This window comes from Sphingomonas sp. CL5.1 (assembly GCF_013344685.1).
Classification (GTDB): Bacteria; Pseudomonadota; Alphaproteobacteria; order Sphingomonadales; family Sphingomonadaceae; genus Sphingomonas.
Genome location: NZ_CP050137.1, coordinates 2,277,825 through 2,297,078, shown reverse-complemented (window position 1 = coordinate 2,297,078; position 19,254 = coordinate 2,277,825). Strand labels below are relative to the sequence as shown.

Below are 19,254 nucleotides of genomic sequence, written 5' to 3'. Positions count from 1 at the left end.
CCTCAGGAAGCGAGCGCCTTCTTCAGCAGCTCGTTCACCACCTGCGGATTGGCCTTGCCGCCCATCGCCTTCATCGTCTGGCCGACGAAGAAGCCGAACAGCGCCTCCTTGCCGCCGCGATATTGTTCGAGCTGGTTCGGGTTCTTCGCCAGCACCTCGGCGATCACCGCCTCGATCGCGCCGGTATCGGAGGTCTGCTTGAGGCCGCGCTCCTCGACGATCCTGCCCGGCGCGTCGCCGGTTTCGAGCATCACCTCGAACACCTGCTTGGCGAGGCTGCCGGAAAGCGTGCTGTCCGCCACCAGCGCGAGCAATTCCGCCGCCTGCCCCGGCGTGACGGGCGATTCCCCGATCCCCTTGCCGATGCGGTTGAGCGCGCCGAACAATTCGCCCGTCACCCAGTTGGACGCGGCGACCGGCGCGGCGCCGGCCTCCAGCAGCGCGTCGAACCAGCGCGCCGTCTCCACCTCGGCGGTCAGCACATCCGCGTTATAGGGGGTGATGCCCAGCCCCTCGTAGCGCTGACGCTTGGCGTCCGGCAGCTCAGGCAGCGAGGCGCGGCATTCCGCGAGGAAGGCGTCGTCCAGCTCCAGCGGCAGCAGGTCCGGGTCCGGGAAGTAGCGGTAATCGTGCGCATCCTCCTTGGAGCGCATCGAGCGCGTCGTGCCCGTGTCCGGGTTGAACAGCCGCGTCTCCTGCACGATCTTGCCGCCGGATTCGAGCACGTCGACCTGCCGGTTCGCCTCATGCTCGATCGCGGCCATCACGAAGCGGACGGAATTGACGTTCTTCGTCTCGGTCCGCGTGCCGAACTCCGCGCCCGGCTTGCGCACGCTGACGTTGACGTCGGCGCGCATCGAGCCTTCCTCCATATTGCCGTCGCACGAGCCGACATAGCGGAGGATCGCCCTCAGCTTCCTGAGGTAAGCCCCTGCCTCGGCGGGAGAACGCATGTCCGGCCGGCTGACGATCTCCATCAGCGCCACGCCGGAGCGGTTGAGATCGACATAGGAGCGCGTCGGATGCTGGTCGTGCATCAGCTTGCCGGCGTCCTGCTCGACATGGATGCGCTCCACGCCGATCATCTTGACCGTCCCGTCGTCCTCGATCTCAATCGAGCCTTCGCCGACAAGCGGATGATAAAGCTGCGAAATCTGATAACCCTGCGGCAGATCGGCATAGAAATAATTCTTCCGGTCGAACCGCGACCACTTATTGATCGACGCATCGATCGCCATGCCGGTGCGCACCGCCTGCCGGATGCACTCGCGGTTCGGCACCGGCAGCATCCCCGGCATCGCGGCATCGACGAGGCTCACCTGCGTGTTCGGCTCCGCGCCGAACGCGGTCGCCGCGCCGGAGAAGAGCTTGGCGTTCGACGTGACCTGCGCGTGGACCTCGAGGCCGATCACGACCTCCCAATCACCGGTGGCGCCCTTGATGCGATAGGAATCGGTCACGCTATTGCCTCTTCATTAACTCGATGGTCAGGGCAAACTCATGCTCAAGTAAATCAGCACGGGAGCCTTTCACCTCGATATTTTCTAGGGCTCGAATTATGACTTCGCGATACTGAGGAAATTTTCTCAGCTCGTAGGTCAACGCCATATTCCCAAGCACCGTGGTATTCGGCGACCCCAACTCGGCCATAATCCGATGAAATTTCTCGAACTCTCGGTAGTTCTGCTCACGCTTTTGAGTGAGGACGTATTGAACGGCAGACCATGCGATTGCCATGAGTGGCAAAATTACCGAGGCCCATGTCAGCCAATCCACAGAGGACTGGAGGTTCACTCTACCACCACGCCTGCGGCCGGGCCGCGAAGCCCGCGCGTTCCTCGATCGCCAGCGCGGCATCGAGCACGCCCTGCTCGTCCAGCGGCTTGCCGATGATCTGGAGGCCGAGCGGCAGCCCCTCGGCGGAAAGCCCGCCGGGCACGCTCATCGCGGGCAGGCCGGCGAGGCTCGCGGGCACGGTGAACACGTCGTTGAGATACATCGCCAGTGGATCGGCCTGCTTCTCGCCCAAAGCGAACGCCGCCGACGGCGCGGTGGGGGTGAGCAGCACGTCGCACTTTTCCCACGCCGCCTCGAAATCGCGCGCGATCAGGGTGCGGACCTTCTGTGCCTGCGTGTAATAGGCATCGTAGAAGCCGGCCGAGAGCACATAGGTGCCGATCAGGATGCGGCGCTTCACTTCCTCGCCGAAGCCCTCCGCGCGGGTGGCGGCGTACATCTGCTGGAGGTTCGCGCCGTCCGGCAGGTCACGCAGGCCGTAGCGCACGCCGTCATAGCGCGCGAGGTTCGACGAGGCCTCGGCGGGCGCGATGATGTAATAGGCCGGCAGCGCATATTTCGTATGCGGCAGCGATACCTCGATCACCTCCGCGCCGGCATCCTTCATCCAGGCGATGCCCTGCTGCCACAGCGCCTCGATCTCGGCGGGCATCCCGTCGACGCGATATTCCTTCGGCACGCCGACGCGCTTGCCCTTGAGGCCGGCGTCGAGCATCGACTCCCACTGCGGCACCGGCAGGTCGAGCGATGTGGCGTCCTTCGCGTCGAAGCCGGCCATCGCCTCCAGCATGATCGCGCAGTCGCGCACGTCGCGTGCCATCGGCCCGGCCTGATCGAGCGAGGAGGCGAAGGCGATCACGCCCCAGCGGGAGCAGCGGCCGTAGGTCGGCTTGATCCCGGCAATGCCGGTGAAGGCAGCGGGCTGGCGGATCGAGCCGCCGGTGTCCGTGCCGGTCGCCCCAGGCGCGATCCGCGCCGCGACCGCCGCCGACGAGCCGCCCGAGGAGCCGCCCGGCGCGAGCGCGGCATTGCCCCCGTCGCTGCGCCGCCACGGCGAGATCACGTTGCCGAACGCGCTCGTCTCGTTGGACGAGCCCATCGCGAACTGGTCCATGTTGAGCTTGCCGAGCATCCCCGCGCCCGCATCCCACAATTTCTGCGAGACGGTGGATTCATAGGGCGGCGTGAAGCCTTCGAGGATATGGCTCGCGGCGGTGCTGGTGACGCCCTTGGTGCAGAACAGGTCCTTCATGCCGATCGGCACGCCGGCCAATGGCTTGAGCGTCTCGCCAGCCGCACGCGCCGCGTCCGCCGCATCGGCGGCGGCAAGCGCATGGTCGGGCGTCTCGACGAGGAAGGCGTTGAGCGGCTTCGCGGCGGCGACGGCGGCGTTGAACGCCTCGGCCACCTCGCGCGCGGAGAAGGTGCCGGCGCGCACGCCGTCGCGGATCTCGCGGATGCCGAGGTCGGTGAGAGCGGGCACTATTCGATCACTTTCGGAACGGTGAAGAAGCCATGCTCGGCGGCCGGCGCATTGGCCAGCACCGCGTCGCGGATGCCGCCGTCGGTGACGACATCGTCGCGCAGCCGAAGCGTGTTGGGGATGACGGCCGTCATCGGCTCCACCCCTTGCGTATCGACCTCCCCGAGCTGTTCGATCCAGCCGAGGATGTTGTTGAGTTCGGGCACGAGCCGCTCGGCGGCGGCATCGTCGATCGCGATGCGCGCAAGGCTCGCGACCTTCTTCACTGTTGCGGTGTCGACTGACATGAGCCGCCGCTACCATTGTGCGTCGCGGGAAAGCAATGCCCGGCATTGCGCGCGCCGGTCCGCTGGGGCAGTCACACGCGCGATGGCCCGCAAATTCCTCTACATCGTCGCCTTCCTGATCGCGCTGGTGATCGCCGCGGCGTTCATCTTCCGCATCTGGGGCAACGAGCTGATCCGCTGGCGTTTCGTCCCCGGCGTCAGCTTCGAGGCGCGGGCGCCGCTGCCCGCCGACGCCTATGACGAGCCGAAGATGTGGTTCGCGCGGCCCGGCGTGGAGGAAGACGCCGCCTCATGGACCCCGCCGGGCTATCAGGTGAAATCCAGGGGCAAGGCGGCGATCTTCTTCATCCACCCCACGTCCTATCTCGAGCGCGACCATTGGAACGCGCCGCTGGACGACAAGGAGGCGAACGACCGCACCCGATTGTTCCTGCGCGGGCAGGCGAGCGCCTTCAACGCCGCCGGCGACATCTGGGCGCCGCGCTACCGGCAGGCGACGTTCGGCTCGTTCCTGACCACCGCGCCCGATGCCGGTCGCGCGCTCGACCTCGCCTATCGCGATGTGGCGGAGGCGTTCGATGTGTTCCTGCGCGAGATCGGGCCGCATCGGCCGATCGTCCTGGCCGGACACAGCCAGGGCGCGCTGCATCTGATGCGGCTGCTGAAGGAGCGGGTCGCGGGTACGCGGCTCGCGAAGCGCGTCGTCGCGGCCTATGTCGTCGGCTGGCCGATCAGCCGCACCGTCGACCTGCCCATGCTGGGACTGCCGGAATGCACCGACGCAGCGCAGCGCGGCTGCATCCTGTCATGGCAGAGCTTCGCGGAGCCGGCCGATCCCACGCTGATCCTCGACACGTTCGATCGCACCACCGGCCTCACCGGCCAACCCCGTCGCGGCACGCGGATCGTCTGCACCAACCCGCTGACCGGCACCGCCGACGCCGCCGCCCCGGCCAGCGCCAACAAAGGCACATTGTTCCCGGCGCAGGACATGTCCGGCGCGACGATCGAGTCGGGCAAGGTACCGGCGCGCTGCGCCGGACGCGGCTTCCTGCTGATCGGGGAAGCGCCGCAGCTCGGGCCGTATGTGCTGCCGGGGAACAACTTCCACGTCTATGACTATGCCCTGTTCTGGGCGAACATCCGCGCGGATGTCGCGCGGCGGCTGGCGGCGCGATGATCGCCACCGCCGCTGCCGAGTTCCGCGCGGCGCTGCCGGACGGCGGGCGGCTGATCGGGCTGGACGTCGGCACCAAAACGATCGGCACCGCGCTGTGCGACGCAGGGTGGGCCTTCGCCAGCCCCGCCCTGCTCATCCGCCGCGCCAAATTCACCAGGGACAAGGCCGCGCTGGCCGAACTGATCGCGGCGCAGCAGGTCGCCGGCATCGTCGTCGGCCTGCCGCTCAACCTCGACGGCAGCGAAAGTCCGCGCAGCCAGTCCACCCGCGCTTTCGCACGCAACATCGCCGATCTCGGCCCGATCCTGTTGTGGGACGAGCGCTGGTCGACCCAGGCGGTGACGCGCACGCTGATCGAACAGGACGCGAGCCGCGCGAAACGCGCCGAGCTGGTCGACAAGATGGCCGCCGCCTATATCCTGCAAGGCGCGATCGACGCGCTGGTGCGGACGTGACGTTTCGGGCCTGTCAGGATCGACAAACTGTGCCAAAATGAACCATTGCCCGTAACCATTCGTTTGCGGACTTCAGTAGATATTAGGGTCGCCGGCTTTCTTTTGGAGATCCAGATGGTTCGCCGTTGGGTGGGGATCACGCTTGCAGGCATCGCGCTCACCGGCTGCGCCGCGCACCGGGCGGCGACGCGACCCCATGCCACGGTGGAAACCAACGCTCCCCAGCCGGCGTGGATGCAGGCCGCAACCCCGGCGGGGCTGCGCGCGCTGGATACGCTCGACGCCGATTTCGCCCGGACCGTCCACGCCCTGCCCCGCGCCGCCGCCACCCGCGCGCAGGCGGAGGGCGCGCTGCTCGATCCGCAGGCGGCGCAACTCGCCCCGCAACTGCCGCCGGGGCCATATCACTGCCGGCTGATCCGGCTCGACGGCACCCGCGGGATGCGCGCCTTTCCGCCGGACGTCTGCTACGTCCTCGCCGACGCTGGCACCCTCGCCTTCGCCAAGTCCACCGGGGAGAACCGGCCGGAGGGAACGCTATACGACGACGGCGACAAGCGCATGGTGCTGCTCGGCACCTGGCGGCGCGCCGGGGAGAAGACGCAGCATCGCTACGGCGATGACAGCGGGCGCGATATCGTCGGGCTGGTCGAGCGGGTCTCCGCCTTCCGTTGGCGGATGATCCTCGATCGACCGGGCGGCGGCGCGACGCTCGACATCTACGAAATGGTGCCGGTCACGCCGGAGGTGAAAGGCGCGAAACCGATGGTACCGCGCGATTGACCGGAAAACACCGTTGCGCGCGGGCGCCCCGGCTACTATCCGCCCAATCTCGATGCCTCAATCGTCGGACCACCGCCCCGCCACCCTGATCCCGGGAGGCGATGTTTTCCCTCACCGCCACCTGACCGGGATCGAGGGTCTCCAGCCGCACGAGATCATGTTCCTGCTCGACGAGGCGGAACGCTGGATCGCCCCCAATGCCGAGCATGCCCCGCCCGACAAGCGGCTCGCGGGGCTGACGCAGATCAACGCCTTCTTCGAGAATTCGACGCGCACGCTGCTCTCGTTCGAGATCGCCGGCAAGCGGCTCGGCGCGGACGTGGTGAACATGCACGCGGCGCAATCCAGCGTGAAGAAGGGCGAGACGCTGATCGACACCGCGATGACGCTCAACGCGATGCGCGCGGACGTGATCGTCATCCGGCACATGTCGTCCGGCGCGGTGCGGCTGATCGCGGACCAGGTGGATTGCCCGGTGCTCAACGCCGGCGACGGGCGGCACGAGCACCCGACTCAGGCGCTGCTCGACGCGCTGACGATCCGGCGGCGGCGCGGCGCGATCGCGCACCAGCGCGTCGTGATCTGCGGCGACCTGCTGCACAGCCGCGTGGCGCGATCGAACATCCTCGCGCTCACCGCGCTGGCGGCGGAGGTGCGGGTCTGCGCGCCGACCACGCTGATGCCGCCGGCGATCGAGCGGATGGGCGTCACCGCCTTCACCGATTTCGACGCGGCGCTGGAGGGGGCGGACGTGGTGATGATGCTGCGGCTCCAGACCGAGCGGATGTCGGGCGGCTATGTCCCCTCCCCGCGCGAATACCGCCTGCGCTACGGGCTGACGCCGGAGCGGCTGGCGCGCGCCAAGCCCGACGCGCTGGTCATGCACCCCGGCCCGATGAACCGCGGCGTCGAGATCGACTCGAGCGTCGCCGACCATGTCGAGCGCTCGGCGATCACCGAGCAGGTGGCGATGGGCGTGGCGGTGCGCATGGCCTGCCTCGACGTGCTGACGAGACGCGCGCGCGGCGTGGAGGGCTGGGCATGACGCCGCCGCTCCACCTGCGCAATGCCCGCATCGTCTGCCCCGAAGGCGGCGAGCGCTCCGGCGACCTCTGCATCACCAACGGCCTGATCGCCGACGCGCCCGCCGGGAACGCGACGGTGGTGGATTGCGGCGGGCTAATCCTCGCGCCGGGCATCGTCGATCTCGGCGTGGCGACGATCGACCGCGCCGCCTTCCGTGCCGGCGGGATCACCCGCGTCGGGCTGATGCCGGACCAGTCGCCGGTGCTCGACGAGCCGGGCATCGTCCAGCGGTCCGCCCTGATCGGCAAGCCGGACCTGTGGATCCACCCGATCGCGGCCGCGACACGCGGCCTCGCCGGCACGGAACTGGCGGAGATGGCGATCTGCCAGTCGGCCGGCGCGCGCGCCGTGGGCACCGGGCGGCGCTGGATCGCGGATTCGGGCGTGATGCGCCGCGTGCTGGACTATGCGCGCGACCTCGGCCTCACCCTCGTCACCCATGCGGAGGATGCGGGGCTGATCGGCGAGGCGGTGGCGACCAGCGGGGAGACGGCGACGCGGCTCGGCCTGCCCTCCGCGCCGGCCGTGGCGGAGGCGCTGGCGATCGCGCGCGACGTGATGCTGGCGGAGGATGCCGATGCCGCGATCCATATCCGCCAGGTGACGACCGCCGCCGGCTTCGACCTCGTGCGCGCGGCGAAGCGTCGCGGCGTGAAGGTGACGTGCGGGATCACCCCGGCGCATCTGATGCTGTCCGACAATGCGATGAGCGACTTCCGCACCTTCGCGCACCTCTCTCCCCCGCTGCGTTGCGAGGAGGATCGCCGCGCGGCGCTGGCGGCGCTGGCGGACGGCACGATCGACGTGCTCTCGTCCGGCCATGATCCGCGCGGGCCGGAGGAGAAGCGCCTGCCCTTCGTCGACTCCAGCCCCGGCGCGTCGGGGGCGGAGACGTTGCTCGCGCTCGCGCTGGGCATCGCGCGGGACGAGGGGATTCCGCTCGACCGGTTGTTCGCGCTGCTCGCGCGCAATCCGGCGCGGGTGCTGGGGGTGGACGCCGGGCGGCTGGCGCCGGGCGCGCCGGGCGACGTCATCCTGATCGACGATCAGGCGCCGTGGCGGATCGACGCGGAGCGGATGGCCGGCAAGGCCGGCAACACGCCGTTCGACGGCCTCCCAGTGCAGGGCCGCGTGCGCCGGGTGTTCAAGGGCGGGCGCGAGATCGGCTGATCCCGCGCGCGCCGTCAGGATCGCAGGTCAGCGCGCGGCGACCTGCACCCCGCCCTTCGCCCATTGCGCGATCTGGTCGCCCGCGCCCGCGCGGACGAAGCACGTCCCGCCCTTCGCGCGATAGGCGCGGCAGGTGGCGTCGGCATCGGCGCGCGAGAAGCCGCCGACCGACAGGCGATAATATTCGCGGCTCGCGGTCTTGAAGGTCATGCCGGCCGGCGCGGTGCCGGAGAAGCCGGCGAAACGCTGCCGCGCGCGCGCCCAGGCATCGCGCGCGACATCGGCCGAATCATAGGCGCCGATCTGGACATACCAGTCGCCCTTCTCGCGCACGCGCGGCAAGGAGGAGGCAGCGGGGCGGCGCACCGTCTCGTTGATCGGCGCCTTGCCGATGTTCGCGGGCGTGAAGGCGACGGCGGGAAGCGCCTGCACGAACTCGCGGCGCGGAGCGAAGGTGATCTTCGCCACCGCCGGCGGCGCGGCCGTTTCCACCACCGGCGCGGGCGATGCCGCCGCGATCGCGACCGTCTTCGGTTTCGGCTCGGGCGCCGCCATCACCGCCGCGCCAGCGTCATTATTGGCGACAGCGACCGGCACCGAGGCGTTGAGCGCCAGCGCGACCGGCTGGCCGGGGTCCGCCACCGGCGTCACGCCGAGCAGCGCGGCGACCTGATCGGCGGCTTGGTTCGGCTTGGCGAAGGCTGCCCATTGCATGATCCGCTGGTCGGCGTCGGCCGGCGCGAGATCGAGGCCGGCCATGTTGCGCGCCTCCTGCCACCGCCCGGCGAGCGCGAAGGCCAGCGCAAGATTCTGGCGGGTCTTGGCGGAGGCCGTGGGCGAGCGGGTCGCGGCGATCAGCACGTCGACGCCGCGCGCCGGGTTGCCGGCCAGCGCGAGGGCGAGGCCGAGGTCGGTCGGGTCGATCCGCGCTTCATGAGCGTCGAGCGTCTTGCGCGCCGCCTCCCAATGCCCGCCGGCGATCTGCGCCAGTGCGAGATTGAGCGCCGCGCGCGAATCGTCCGGCGTCAGCGTCAGCACGTCGCCATAAGCGGCTTCGGCCGAGGCGAAGCGCCCCGCCTTGAGATAGCTCTGCGCCAGCAGGGCGCGATAGCCGGCGTCGCGCGGCTGCATCGCCACGGCGGTTTCCGCGAAGGGCACGGCCTGCGCCGCTTGCTCCTTCGCCAGCGCCTTGCGCGCCTTTTCGGCGCTGGCGACGGCGCGCTTCGCCATCGCCGCCTCGTCGCGGCTGCTGGCGGAGGCGATGCCCGCCCCGTCCTGCGCGCAGCCGACCATCGTGCCGCCGAGCATCAGCGCCGACAGGCTCAGGCCGGCGATCGCGCGAATCCTCATGACCATTTCCCCATTACCCCGATCAGCGCCGTTTGCGCGGCGGGAGCTGCGCGACGAGCGTCTCCACTTCCGGCAAGGTGGCGATGAAGGCATCCAGCGCCTCGGTGACGAGTTGCTGTGCCGAACGATTGCGTGTCGCGGAAGCGAGTCGCAGCCGCAGGTGGCGCTCCTCGTCCATCCGCAGCGTGAAGGCGGCCTTGCGACGATGCGCCGTCTCGCGCCGGATGCGCGCGGCGGTCGCCACCGACACGTCGATCGCGGGCGGCAGCGGCATCAGCGCGACCGGCGCGCGGGCGGGCGCCTCGGCGACCACCGGTTCCGGCTCGGGCTGCGTGGCGATCACCTCGTGCAGCGCCTCGCGCTCGACGAGCACCGGCGGCACGGCGGCGGCCGGCTCGCCCATGTCGTTCCAGCCGAGATCCTCGCCCGCGCTGGACAGCCCGGCAAGGCTGGCGAATCCCTGCGGACGCATCGCGGGACGGGCCTGTCCCTTGCGCGCGAGCAGCCCCGACGACAGCGAGGCAAGCGGTTTCGGCGCGCCCATCGTCAGCCCACCACCCGCCGGCCGAAGCCGGCCGAAGCCGGGCGCGGCACCGCGAAGCCGTTGGCCGCGCCGGGCGCGGCGAAAACGGTGCGGCGGAAATTCTTCTCCAGCCGATCCGAGATATAATCCCACAATGCGCGGACCTCCCCGGCGGAACGGCCGTTCGGCTCGGTCTCCATCACCGTGCGGCCATCGATCATCGAGGCGGCGAAATCGGTGCGCTGGTGGATCGTGACCGGCGCGACAGTGCCATGCTGCGACAGCGCGACCGCCGCCTCGCTGGTGATCCGCGCCTTGGGCGTGGCGGCATTGACCACGAAGATCAGCGGCTTGCCCGCGCGCTCGCACAAATCGACCGTGGCGCCCACCGCGCGCAGGTCATGCGGGCTGGGGCGAGTCGGGATGACGATCAGCTCGGCCACCTGGATCACGCTCTGGATCGCCATGGTGATCGCGGGCGGCGTGTCGATCACGGCGAGCTTGAAGCCCTGCTGCCGCAGCACCTCCAGATCGGCCGCGAGCCGCGCGACGGTGGTCTGCGCGAAGGCGGGATATTCCGCCGTCCGCTCGTTCCACCAGTCCGCCAGCGAGCCTTGCGGATCGATGTCGATCAGCACGACCGGACCGGCGCCGGCAAGCTGCGCCTGCACGGCGAGATGGCCGGACAAGGTCGTCTTTCCCGACCCTCCCTTTTGCGATGCCATTGCGAGAACGCGCATGAATCCCTCAAATCCGCCTGTTCGCGGATGGAGATGCCATGCGGCAGGATAAGGAAAGGTAAATGGCGCGGCAGCAACACCGTTATCCTCTCGCCCCCGCCGGTGCCCGATCCGTCGCGGCTTCGGCGGGAAGGAATGGTTAATTGCCGCCTGTTATGCCTTCGGGCATGGTATCGGAACATCACGGGACGGGGAGCTTGGCGATGAAGGTGGCGTATCTCGGCGCGCTGGCGCTGATCGCGATGGCCGGGCCGGCGACGGCGGACGTGAAGGCCGGCGTCGATGCGTGGAGTCGCGGCGATTACGGCAAGGCCGTCGCCGAATGGCGCAAGCCGGCGATCGACGGCGACCCGGACGCGCAGTTCAACATGGGGCAGGCCTATAAGCTGGGACGCGGCGTGCCGACCGATATCGGGCAGGCGACCGAATGGTTCCACAAGGCCGCGATGAAGGGCCATGCGCAGGCGGAGGACAATTACGCGCTGATCCTGTTCCAGGAAGGGCACAAGGCCGAGGCGCTGCCGTGGCTCGAAAAGTCCGTGGCGCGCGATGAGAAGCGCACCGAACTGGTGCTGGGCACGATGCTGTTCAACGGCGATGCGGTGGCGAAGGATTGGGCGCGCGCTTTCGCGCTGGTCTCGCGCTCGCAGGAGCAGGGATTGTCGCAGGCGGCGCAGACGCTGGCGCAGATGGACCAGTATATCACGCCCGAGCAGCGCCAGCAGGGCCTCGCGATGGCGAAGCGGATCGAGGCCGACGGGCGCGCCGCCCGCCTCGCCGCCGCCACCTCTCCGCTGCCGGCGTCTGAGCCACCGCAACGCGCCGCCGCGCTGAACCTGCCCGCGCCGCCGCCGCCAGCGAAGGCGGCAGGGGCGAGCTACCCGGTGCCGGGACACGGGAAGGCCGCGCCGGCTCCCGCGCCAAAACCGGAGAAGGTAGCCAGGGCGGAGCCTGCGCCGGCCAGACCTAAGGAGGCGAAGCCGAAAGAGACGAAGCCCGCGCCTGCCCCCGCCACGGCGGCGAGCGGCAACTGGCGCATCCAGCTCGGCGCCTTCCGCGACGAGAACAACGCCCATGCCCTGTGGGGCAAGGTCGGCGGCAAAACCGGCGGCCGCGTGAATTACGTAAAGACGGGCGACATCACCAAGGTGCAGGCAAGCGGCTTCGCCAGCCGCGCGGCGGCGCAGGCGGCGTGCGGCAAGGCCGGCGTGCAATGCGTGGTGGTGGCGCCCTAGCTAGTTGCGTCCTATGGCCGCGCGATGAGCAACGTCACCGTCGCCGCGCTCCAGATCGGCTCCGACTATGCCGGCAAGGCCGCCACGCTGCGCAACATCCTCGCCTTCGAGGAGCGGATCGCGGCATCCGGCGCGACGCTGGTGGTGATGCCGGAAGCATTGCTGGGCGGCTATCCCAAGGGCGCGAGTTTCGGCACGCGGCTGGGCTATCGCCTGCCCGAGGGGCGCGAGGACTTCGCCCGCTACCACGACAATGCCGTCGATCTCGACGGACCCGAGCTTGCCGAGCTGGCCGACCTCAGCACCCGCACCGGCGCGACCCTGGTGCTCGGCGTGATCGAGCGCGCCGGCTCCTCGCTGTTCTGCACCGCCGTCTTCATCCGCCCCGGCGAGGGCGTGGTGGCGAAGCATCGCAAGCTGATGCCCACCGGCACGGAGCGGCTGATCTGGGCGCAGGGCGACGGCTCGACCATGCCGGTGGTGGATAGCGACGCGGGCAAGCTCGGCGCGGCGATCTGCTGGGAAAACCACATGCCACTGTTCCGCGCCGCGATGTACGCGAAAGGCGTGGAGATCTGGTGCGCGCCCACGGTGGACGAGCGCGATATCTGGCGCAGTTCGATGCGGCATATCGCGCATGAGGGGCGCTGCTTCGTCGTGAGCTGCTGTCAGGTCCAGCCCACCCCGGCCGAGCTGGGCACGCAGATCGAGCATTGGGATGCCGACCGGCCGCTGATCGGCGGCGGCAGCATGATCGTCGGGCCGCTCGGCGACGTGCTGGCCGGGCCGCTGGAGCGCGAGACCGGGCTGCTCGTCGCGGAGATCGACACCGGCGACCTGATCCGCGCGCGCTACGACCTGGACGTGGCGGGCCACTATGCGCGGCCGGACGTCTTCAGCCTGCACGTCGACGAGCGGCCGAGACGGAACGCGGTGTTCACCACCTGACAGGCGTCGTTATGCCGCCACCCAATCCTTGCGCGCGATCCCCTGCGCCCATAGCAGCGCGGTGAGATCGCCGTGGTCGATCCGCGCGGCGGCGGCGGCGGCCACGATCGGCTTGGCGTGATAGGCGACGCCCAGCCCGGCGATGCCGATCATCGCGAGGTCGTTCGCGCCGTCGCCCACCGCCAGCGTCTCCGCGTCGGTCAGGCCAAGTTCCGCGCGCGCCTCGCGCAGCGTGCGCTCCTTGGTGGATGAATCAACGATCGGCTTGGCGACGGTGCCGGCCAGCCGGTCCCCGGCGACGTGAAGCCGGTTGGCGATCACGCGGTCGAAGCCGATCGCCTCCCCAACCGGTTCGGCGAAGGCGGTGAAGCCGCCCGAGACGAGCACGGCGGTCGCCCCGCGCGCGCGCATCGTCCGCACCAGCGCCTCCGCGCCCGGCATGATCCGCACCCGCTCCGCGCGGCAGCGGTCGATCGCGTCCGCGCCGAGATCGCGCAGCAGCGCGACCCGCGCGTCGAGCGCCTGCGCGAAATCGAGCTCGCCGCGCATCGCAGCCTCGGTGATCTCCGCGATGCGCGGCTTGATCCCGGCGTAATCGGCCAGTTCGTCAATGCACTCGACGGTGATCATGGTCGAATCCATGTCGGCGACGAGCAGCTTCTTCTCGCGGCCGGCGACTGGCTGGACGACGAGATCGACCTGATCGAACGCTCCTTCCAGCGCCGCCCGCGCGGCGGCGGGCGCGTCGCCGAAGGGAATGTCCGCCGCATCGCCCTCGTCGAGCCATGCCGGATCGCCCGGCGCGCAACCGGCGGCGGCGAGGCGCGCGACCGCGTCCGAGAGGATGTGGGCGTCGAGCCGCCCCGTTGCTATCAGCGTCGCCGTGAACAAACCCGCCTCCCTCCAGAAGGTCGCGCTCATCGCAGGGCCGACGGCCAGCGGCAAGTCCGCGCTCGCGATCGCGCTGGCCGGGCAGGCGGACGGCGTGGTCATCAACGCCGACGCCAGCCAGGTCTATCGCGACCTGCGCATCCTTTCCGCCCGCCCCGATGCCGCCGACGAGGCGCGCGTGCCGCACCAGCTTTTCGGCTATCTCGACGGCGCAACTCCGTGCTCCGCCGCGCAATGGGCGGCCGACGCGAAGCGGGAGATCGCGGCGGCGCATACGGCGGGGCGGTTGCCGGTGCTGGTCGGCGGGACCGGGCTGTACCTGCGCACGCTGATCGACGGCATCGCCCCGGTGCCGGAGATCGACCCCGCGATCCGCGCCGCGATCCGCGCGATGCCGGTGGCGGAGGCATATGACGCCCTCTCCCGCGAGGACCCGGCCGCCGCCGCGCGGCTCAATCCCGGCGACACGACGCGGGTGGCGCGCGCGCTGGAGGTGGCGCGCTCGACCGGACGGAGGCTGGCCGAATGGCAGGCCGAGCGGAGCGGCGGGATCGGCGACGCGATCGACCTTCGCCCGCTGATCCTGCTGCCCGATCGCGCCAAACTCGTCGCGCGCTGCGACGCGCGGCTCGTCGCGATGTTCGAAGGCGGCGCGGTGGAGGAAGTCGCGGCGTTGATGGCGCGCCGCGACCTGCCCGCCGACGCACCGGTACGCCGCGCGATCGGCGTGCCGGAAATCGCCGCGATGCTTGCCGGCGCGCTGTCCCGCGAGGAAGCGCTCGCCGCCGCGCAACTCGCCACCCGCCGCTATGCCAAGCGGCAATATACCTGGTTCCACCACCAGCCCCCGCCGGACTGGCCATGCATTGCGCAGGTACCAGAAGGCAATTTGAAAGAATATTTCAACATTAAGCCTTGACGAGTAATTTTCGATGCCCTAGCGCCCACCATCCGCCTGGGCTATTCGCCGGCGCAGCATGAAAGAGGAGTGACCGACGTGACCGAGAAGAGCGGAGCAGACATCCTGGTCGAGGCGCTGTGCGATCTCGGCGTGGAAGTCATCTTCGGCTATCCGGGGGGCGCGGTACTTCCGATCTACGACGCGATTTTCCGCGCCGGGCGCATCCGCCACATCCTCGTCCGCCACGAACAGGCGGCGACCCATGCGGCGGAGGGCTATGCCCGCTCCACCGGCAAGCCGGGCGTGGTGCTCGTCACCTCCGGCCCCGGCGCGACGAACGCGGTGACGGGCATCACCGACGCGCTGATGGATTCGATCCCGATGGTCGTCATCACCGGGCAGGTGGCGACGCACCTGATCGGCTCGGACGCCTTCCAGGAGGCGGACACGGTCGGCATCACGCGCCACTGCACCAAGCATAATTATCTGGTGAAGGACCCGGCGCGGCTCGGCCCGATCATCCATGAGGCATTCCATATCGCCACCTCCGGCCGCCCCGGCCCGGTGGTGGTCGACATCCCCAAGGACGTGCAGGTCGCCACCGCCGCCTACAGCAAGCCCGGTCCGATCCAGCACACGAGCTATCGCCCGCCGGTGAAGGCCGACCGTCGCGAGATCGAACAGGTGGTGGACATGCTGGCGGCGGCCGAACGGCCGATCTTCTATACCGGCGGCGGCGTCATCAACTCCGGCCCCGGCGCCAGCCAGTTGCTGCGCGAGCTGGCGAAGATCACCGGCGCGCCGGTCACCTCGACGCTGATGGGCCTTGGCGCCTTCCCCGCATCCAGCGAGCAATGGCTGGGGATGCTGGGGATGCACGGCACCTATGAAGCCAATATGGCGATGAACCAGGCCGACCTGATCGTCGCGATCGGCGCGCGGTTCGACGATCGCGTGACCGGCCGGCTCGACGCCTTCAGCCCGAACAGCCGCAAGGTGCATATCGACATCGATCGTTCCTCGATGAACAAGACGGTGCGCATCGACCTGCCCATCCTTGCCGACGCGGGGCACGCGATGGAGGACATGATCCGCATCTGGAAGTCGCGCCAGCACCCGAAGCCCGACATCGCCGAATGGTGGCGGCGGATCGACGGCTGGCGCGCGGTGAAGAGCCTCGATTTCCCGGAAGACGGCCCGAACGGTTTTCAGGGCGCGATCATGCCGCAGCGCGCGATCAAGGCGCTGTGGGAGGCCACCCATGCCAAGGCACCGATCATCACCACGGAGGTCGGCCAGCACCAGATGTGGGCCGCGCAGCATTTCGGCTTCGAAAGCCCGAACAAATGGCTCACATCGGGCGGCCTCGGCACGATGGGCTACGGCCTGCCCGCCGCGATCGGCGCGCAGCTCGGCAACCCGAAGGCGCTGGTGATCGACATCGCCGGCGAGGCCTCGATCCAGATGAACATCCAGGAACTGGGCACGGCGACGCAATATCGCCTGCCGGTGAAGGTGTTCATCCTCAACAACGAATATATGGGCATGGTCCGCCAGTGGCAGGAGCTGACCTATGAGAGCCGCTATGCCGAAAGCTATTCGGACGCTTTGCCCGATTTCGTGAAGCTGGCGGAGGCATACGGCTGGAAGGGCATCCGCATCGAGCGGCCCGACCAGCTCGAGAGCGGCATCGCGGAGATGCTGGCGCATGACGGGCCGGTGATGGTCGATTGCATGGTGGCGAAGCTCGCCAATTGCTTCCCGATGATCCCGAGCGGCGCGGCGCATACCGAGATGATCCTTCAGGCCAACGAGGTTTCGGGCACCATGAACGACGAGGCGAAGGCGCTCGTCTGATTCTCGACCGCTGCCAGATTGCTCTATTCCAGGGAGATTCCGGCACCCGCCGGGATAACGACATGCACATCAGGGAAGAAACGGCCGAGCGCCATACGCTCGCGGTGATCGTCAACAACGAGCCGGGCATCCTCGCCAGGATCGCCGGCCTGTTCACCGCGCGCGGCTATAATATTGAAAGCCTGACGGTGAGCGAGATCACCGCCGACAAGCAGGTCAGCCGCATCACCATCGTCACCTCCGCCGGCCCCACGACGCTGGAGCAGATCGTGGCGCAGCTCGACCGGCTCGTCCCCGTCCACCGCGTCCACGATCTCACCGCCGAAGGCGATCACGTCGAGCGCGAGCTGGCGCTGGTGAAGGTACGCGGCACCGGCGACCATCGCATCGAGGCGCTGCGCCTCGCCGACGTCTATCGCGCGCGGGTGGTCGACGCGACCACCTCCAGCTTCGTGTTCGAGGTGACGGGCAGCATCGAGAAGATCGACAAATTCGTCGAGCTTATGAGCGAGGTCGGCCTGATCGAGGTCGCCCGCACCGGCATCGTCGCGATATCCCGGGGCAAGGAACCCGCCTGAACCTCTCCGCCGCGCGCGGCCCCACCTCTCACGATTCCACGAAAGGATTGATGACATGCGTGTCTATTACGATCGCGACGCCGATCTGAACCTGATCACCGACAAGAAGATCGCCATCCTCGGCTATGGCTCGCAGGGCCATGCCCATGCCCAGAACCTGCGCGATTCGGGCGTCAAGGAAGTCGCGATCGCGCTGCGCGAAGGCTCGGCTACCGCGAAGAAGGCGGAAGCCGCCGGCTTCAAGGTCATGTCGAACAAGGAAGCGGCCGGCTGGGCCGACATCCTGATGATCCTCGCCCCGGACGAGCATCAAGCGGCGATCTGGGAGAATGATCTCAAGGGCAATATGAAGCCCGGCGCCGCGATCGCCTTCGCGCATGGCCTCAACGTCCATTTCGGGCTGATCGACCCACCGACCGACATCGACGTCATCATGATCGCGCCGAAGGGGCCGGGCCACACCGTGCGCGGCGAATATGTGAAGGGCGGCGGCGTGCCCTGCCTGATCGCGGTGCATCAGGATGCGAGCGGAAACGCGCATGACGTCGCGCTGGCTTATGCCTCCGGCGTCGGCGGCGGCCGCTCGGGCATCATCGAGACCAATTTCCGCGAGGAATGCGAGACCGACCTGTTCGGCGAGCAGGCCGTGCTGTGCGGTGGCGCCACCGCGCTGGTCCAGGCCGGTTTCGAGACGCTGGTCGAGGCCGGATACGCGCCGGAAATGGCCTATTTCGAGTGCCTCCACGAGCTGAAGCTGATCGTCGACCTGATGTATGAGGGCGGCATCGCCAACATGCGTTACTCGATCTCGAACACCGCCGAATATGGCGACATCACCACCGGCCCGCGCATCATCACCGAGGAAACCAAGAAGGAGATGAAGCGCGTGCTGGCGGACATCCAGTCCGGCCGGTTCGTGAAGAATTTCGTGCTCGACAATCGCGCCGGCCAGCCGGAGCTGAAGGCGTCGCGCAAGCTCGCCGCCGCGCATCAGATCGAGCAGGTCGGCGCGAACCTGCGCGCGATGATGCCGTGGATCGGCGCGAACAAGCTGGTGGACAAGGAGCGCAACTGATCCGCGCCGTAATCCACCCGTAATCCGAAATCCGCGACGAACCGTGTTCGATCGCTGGTGCATTAACGCCCTCGCCTCTCTAGAGGCGGGGGCGTGATTCTCAGTACGGCGTCCTACCGTTCATCGTCGTACCAGTCGCAAGTTGGCGTGCGCGGCCGCGCCGGCTCGCTGCTGCTTGCGCTGGGCGTCGGCGTGCTCGTCGTCCTGGCGCTCATCGCGGTCGGCGCGATCACCGGCAAGCCGATCATCGTCGACATGCGGCCGCTCTCCACCTTCAACGTCAGCCAGACGAAGGGCGAGCAGAAGAACAAGACGCGGGTGGCCGTGCAGCGGCCCAAGGTCGCGAAGGAGGAACGGCATCATGCCGCGCCGCCGCCGCGCGCGAAATCGGCGCCGACGCCGCCGATCACCCTGCCCGGCGTCATCATGCTCTCCCGCGCGGATTTCGCCGCCTCCGACATCGGGCGGATCAGGCCGACCCGCGAACAGGTCGCGAGCGCCGATGGCGACACGGGCGACAAGGCCACGCCGAACGGCGCGCAGGTCGCGGCCGCCGGCGGCGCGCCGGGCGGCGAGGACCTCTATTACGCCGAATGGTATCGCGAGCCGACCCATGCCGAAATGGCAACCTATCTCCCCGCGCGACAGACCGCCGGCTGGGGGATGGTGATCTGCCGCACCGCCGAGCGCTATCACGTCGAGGATTGCCGCGAGATCGGCGAGACGCCGGGATCGGGCATTTCCCGCGCGCTGCGGCAGGCGTCGTGGCAATTCCTCGTCCGCCCGCCGCGCGTCGGCAACCGGCCGATGATCGGCGCCTGGGTGCGGATCAAGTTCGATCTGATTCAAGGCGCGGTGAAATAAGCGCGCGCGAAACGCGCCGTTTCGATTTTGCGCGCTTTCGCCGCCGCCGCG

The 19,254-nt window shown here is 69.0% G+C and carries 19 protein-coding genes and 1 pseudogene; 12 read left to right on the top strand and 8 right to left on the bottom strand.

Annotated features, from left to right (window positions below):
- Positions 1 to 2: 2 nt before the first annotated feature.
- Genes gatB through gatC form a run of 4 tightly spaced genes read right to left on the bottom strand, consistent with a single transcriptional unit; the run spans position 3 to position 3,567 of the window.
- Positions 3 to 1,460 (bottom strand): Asp-tRNA(Asn)/Glu-tRNA(Gln) amidotransferase subunit GatB, encoded by a 1,458-nt coding sequence (gatB, locus tag F9288_RS11125; RefSeq protein ID WP_174836847.1) that lies wholly within the window; start codon positions 1,458 to 1,460, stop codon positions 3 to 5.
- Position 1,461: 1 nt separating this feature from the next.
- A complete protein-coding gene (locus F9288_RS11120; protein WP_174836845.1) occupies positions 1,462 to 1,794 on the bottom strand; it encodes a hypothetical protein in 333 nt (110 codons plus the stop codon).
- Position 1,795: 1 nt separating this feature from the next.
- Positions 1,796 to 3,280 carry an Asp-tRNA(Asn)/Glu-tRNA(Gln) amidotransferase subunit GatA gene (gene gatA, locus F9288_RS11115; protein ID WP_174836844.1) on the bottom strand — a complete coding sequence of 495 codons (1,485 nt, stop codon included), beginning with the start codon at positions 3,278 to 3,280 and terminating at the stop codon, positions 1,796 to 1,798.
- Entirely contained in the window at positions 3,280 to 3,567 is a 288-nt protein-coding gene (gatC, locus tag F9288_RS11110; protein WP_174836842.1) for an Asp-tRNA(Asn)/Glu-tRNA(Gln) amidotransferase subunit GatC, read from the bottom strand. The genes gatA and gatC overlap by 1 nt, the downstream gene beginning before the upstream one ends.
- A gap of 82 nt (positions 3,568 to 3,649) precedes the next feature.
- Here gatC and F9288_RS11105 point away from each other — a divergent pair, with 82 nt between their 5' ends.
- The 5 genes from F9288_RS11105 to F9288_RS11085 all read left to right on the top strand — a co-directional run bounded on the left by F9288_RS11105 (position 3,650) and on the right by F9288_RS11085 (position 8,241).
- Positions 3,650 to 4,747, top strand: coding sequence for a DUF3089 domain-containing protein (locus F9288_RS11105; RefSeq protein ID WP_174836840.1), 1,098 nt, complete (start codon positions 3,650 to 3,652; stop codon positions 4,745 to 4,747).
- Complete coding sequence (ruvX, locus tag F9288_RS11100) at positions 4,744 to 5,202, top strand: Holliday junction resolvase RuvX (protein ID WP_174836838.1); 459 nt, start codon at positions 4,744 to 4,746, stop codon at positions 5,200 to 5,202. Before F9288_RS11105 ends, ruvX begins: the two co-directional genes overlap by 4 nt.
- Positions 5,203 to 5,316: 114 nt before the next feature.
- Entirely contained in the window at positions 5,317 to 5,985 is a 669-nt protein-coding gene (locus tag F9288_RS11095; protein WP_174836836.1) for a DUF4893 domain-containing protein, read from the top strand.
- A gap of 52 nt (positions 5,986 to 6,037) precedes the next feature.
- Positions 6,038 to 7,030 (top strand): aspartate carbamoyltransferase catalytic subunit, encoded by a 993-nt coding sequence (locus tag F9288_RS11090; protein WP_174836834.1) that lies wholly within the window; start codon positions 6,038 to 6,040, stop codon positions 7,028 to 7,030.
- Positions 7,027 to 8,241 carry a dihydroorotase family protein gene (locus tag F9288_RS11085; protein WP_174836833.1) on the top strand — a complete coding sequence of 405 codons (1,215 nt, stop codon included), beginning with the start codon at positions 7,027 to 7,029 and terminating at the stop codon, positions 8,239 to 8,241. The genes F9288_RS11090 and F9288_RS11085 overlap by 4 nt, the downstream gene beginning before the upstream one ends.
- 27 nt (positions 8,242 to 8,268) lie before the next feature.
- Here the strand turns inward: F9288_RS11085 and F9288_RS11080 are convergent, their stop codons facing one another.
- The 3 genes from F9288_RS11080 to F9288_RS11070 are packed head-to-tail and all read right to left on the bottom strand — an operon-like array spanning position 8,269 to position 10,854.
- Positions 8,269 to 9,591 carry an SPOR domain-containing protein gene (locus F9288_RS11080; RefSeq protein ID WP_174836831.1) on the bottom strand — a complete coding sequence of 441 codons (1,323 nt, stop codon included), beginning with the start codon at positions 9,589 to 9,591 and terminating at the stop codon, positions 8,269 to 8,271.
- Between the two features lie 22 nt (positions 9,592 to 9,613).
- Positions 9,614 to 10,135, bottom strand: coding sequence for a hypothetical protein (locus tag F9288_RS11075; protein ID WP_174836829.1), 522 nt, complete (start codon positions 10,133 to 10,135; stop codon positions 9,614 to 9,616).
- Positions 10,136 to 10,137: 2 nt separating this feature from the next.
- Positions 10,138 to 10,854, bottom strand: a complete 717-nt coding sequence (locus F9288_RS11070) for a ParA family protein (protein WP_174836827.1) — start codon at positions 10,852 to 10,854, stop codon at positions 10,138 to 10,140.
- A 203-nt stretch (positions 10,855 to 11,057) separates the two neighbouring features.
- Between F9288_RS11070 and F9288_RS11065 the strand changes: the two genes are divergently transcribed.
- Together F9288_RS11065 and F9288_RS11060 are read left to right on the top strand one after the other, a co-directional pair.
- Positions 11,058 to 12,089, top strand: a complete 1,032-nt coding sequence (locus F9288_RS11065) for an SPOR domain-containing protein (RefSeq protein ID WP_174836825.1) — start codon at positions 11,058 to 11,060, stop codon at positions 12,087 to 12,089.
- Positions 12,090 to 12,113: 24 nt separating this feature from the next.
- Entirely contained in the window at positions 12,114 to 13,037 is a 924-nt protein-coding gene (locus F9288_RS11060) for a carbon-nitrogen hydrolase family protein (RefSeq protein ID WP_174836823.1), read from the top strand.
- 9 nt (positions 13,038 to 13,046) lie between these two features.
- On the opposite strand, the gene serB is transcribed toward F9288_RS11060, so the two are convergent.
- Entirely contained in the window at positions 13,047 to 13,928 is an 882-nt protein-coding gene (gene serB, locus F9288_RS11055; RefSeq protein WP_174836821.1) for a phosphoserine phosphatase SerB, read from the bottom strand.
- Between serB and miaA the strand changes: the two genes are divergently transcribed.
- The 5 genes and pseudogenes from miaA (at position 13,921) to F9288_RS11030 (ending at position 19,203) form a co-directional block, all read left to right on the top strand.
- The gene (miaA, locus tag F9288_RS11050) at positions 13,921 to 14,847 is read left to right on the top strand and encodes a tRNA (adenosine(37)-N6)-dimethylallyltransferase MiaA (RefSeq protein WP_254620838.1); all 927 of its coding nucleotides are present in this window, start codon (positions 13,921 to 13,923) and stop codon (positions 14,845 to 14,847) included. The genes serB and miaA overlap by 8 nt on opposite strands.
- A 78-nt stretch (positions 14,848 to 14,925) precedes the next feature.
- Positions 14,926 to 16,686, top strand: a complete 1,761-nt coding sequence (locus tag F9288_RS11045; RefSeq protein WP_174836818.1) for an acetolactate synthase 3 large subunit — start codon at positions 14,926 to 14,928, stop codon at positions 16,684 to 16,686.
- Between the two features lie 62 nt (positions 16,687 to 16,748).
- The gene (ilvN, locus tag F9288_RS11040; RefSeq protein ID WP_174836816.1) at positions 16,749 to 17,264 is read left to right on the top strand and encodes an acetolactate synthase small subunit; all 516 of its coding nucleotides are present in this window, start codon (positions 16,749 to 16,751) and stop codon (positions 17,262 to 17,264) included.
- 37 nt (positions 17,265 to 17,301) lie between these two features.
- A pseudogene (gene ilvC / locus F9288_RS11035) lies at positions 17,302 to 18,339 on the top strand (ketol-acid reductoisomerase); the annotation flags it as partial.
- 93 nt (positions 18,340 to 18,432) lie between these two features.
- Positions 18,433 to 19,203 (top strand): hypothetical protein, encoded by a 771-nt coding sequence (locus F9288_RS11030; protein WP_174836807.1) that lies wholly within the window; start codon positions 18,433 to 18,435, stop codon positions 19,201 to 19,203.
- Positions 19,204 to 19,254: the final 51 nt, after the last annotated feature.

Excerpts from the sequence above, each read along its gene's own strand:
- F9288_RS11095 (WP_174836836.1), top strand. The coding sequence starts at position 5,317 with ATGGTTCGCCGTTGGGTGGGGATCACGCTTGCAGGCATCGCGCTCACC.
- ilvN (WP_174836816.1), top strand. The coding sequence starts at position 16,749 with ATGCACATCAGGGAAGAAACGGCCGAGCGCCATACGCTCGCGGTGATC.
- F9288_RS11090 (WP_174836834.1), top strand. The coding sequence starts at position 6,038 with ATGCCTCAATCGTCGGACCACCGCCCCGCCACCCTGATCCCGGGAGGC.
- F9288_RS11065 (WP_174836825.1), top strand. The coding sequence starts at position 11,058 with ATGAAGGTGGCGTATCTCGGCGCGCTGGCGCTGATCGCGATGGCCGGG.
- F9288_RS11085 (WP_174836833.1), top strand. The coding sequence starts at position 7,027 with ATGACGCCGCCGCTCCACCTGCGCAATGCCCGCATCGTCTGCCCCGAA.
- F9288_RS11105 (WP_174836840.1), top strand. The coding sequence starts at position 3,650 with ATGGCCCGCAAATTCCTCTACATCGTCGCCTTCCTGATCGCGCTGGTG.
- F9288_RS11080 (WP_174836831.1), bottom strand. The coding sequence starts at position 9,591 with ATGAGGATTCGCGCGATCGCCGGCCTGAGCCTGTCGGCGCTGATGCTC.
- F9288_RS11070 (WP_174836827.1), bottom strand. The coding sequence starts at position 10,854 with ATGCGCGTTCTCGCAATGGCATCGCAAAAGGGAGGGTCGGGAAAGACG.
- ruvX (WP_174836838.1), top strand. The coding sequence starts at position 4,744 with ATGATCGCCACCGCCGCTGCCGAGTTCCGCGCGGCGCTGCCGGACGGC.
- F9288_RS11075 (WP_174836829.1), bottom strand. The coding sequence starts at position 10,135 with ATGGGCGCGCCGAAACCGCTTGCCTCGCTGTCGTCGGGGCTGCTCGCG.
- F9288_RS11060 (WP_174836823.1), top strand. The coding sequence starts at position 12,114 with ATGAGCAACGTCACCGTCGCCGCGCTCCAGATCGGCTCCGACTATGCC.
- gatC (WP_174836842.1), bottom strand. The coding sequence starts at position 3,567 with ATGTCAGTCGACACCGCAACAGTGAAGAAGGTCGCGAGCCTTGCGCGC.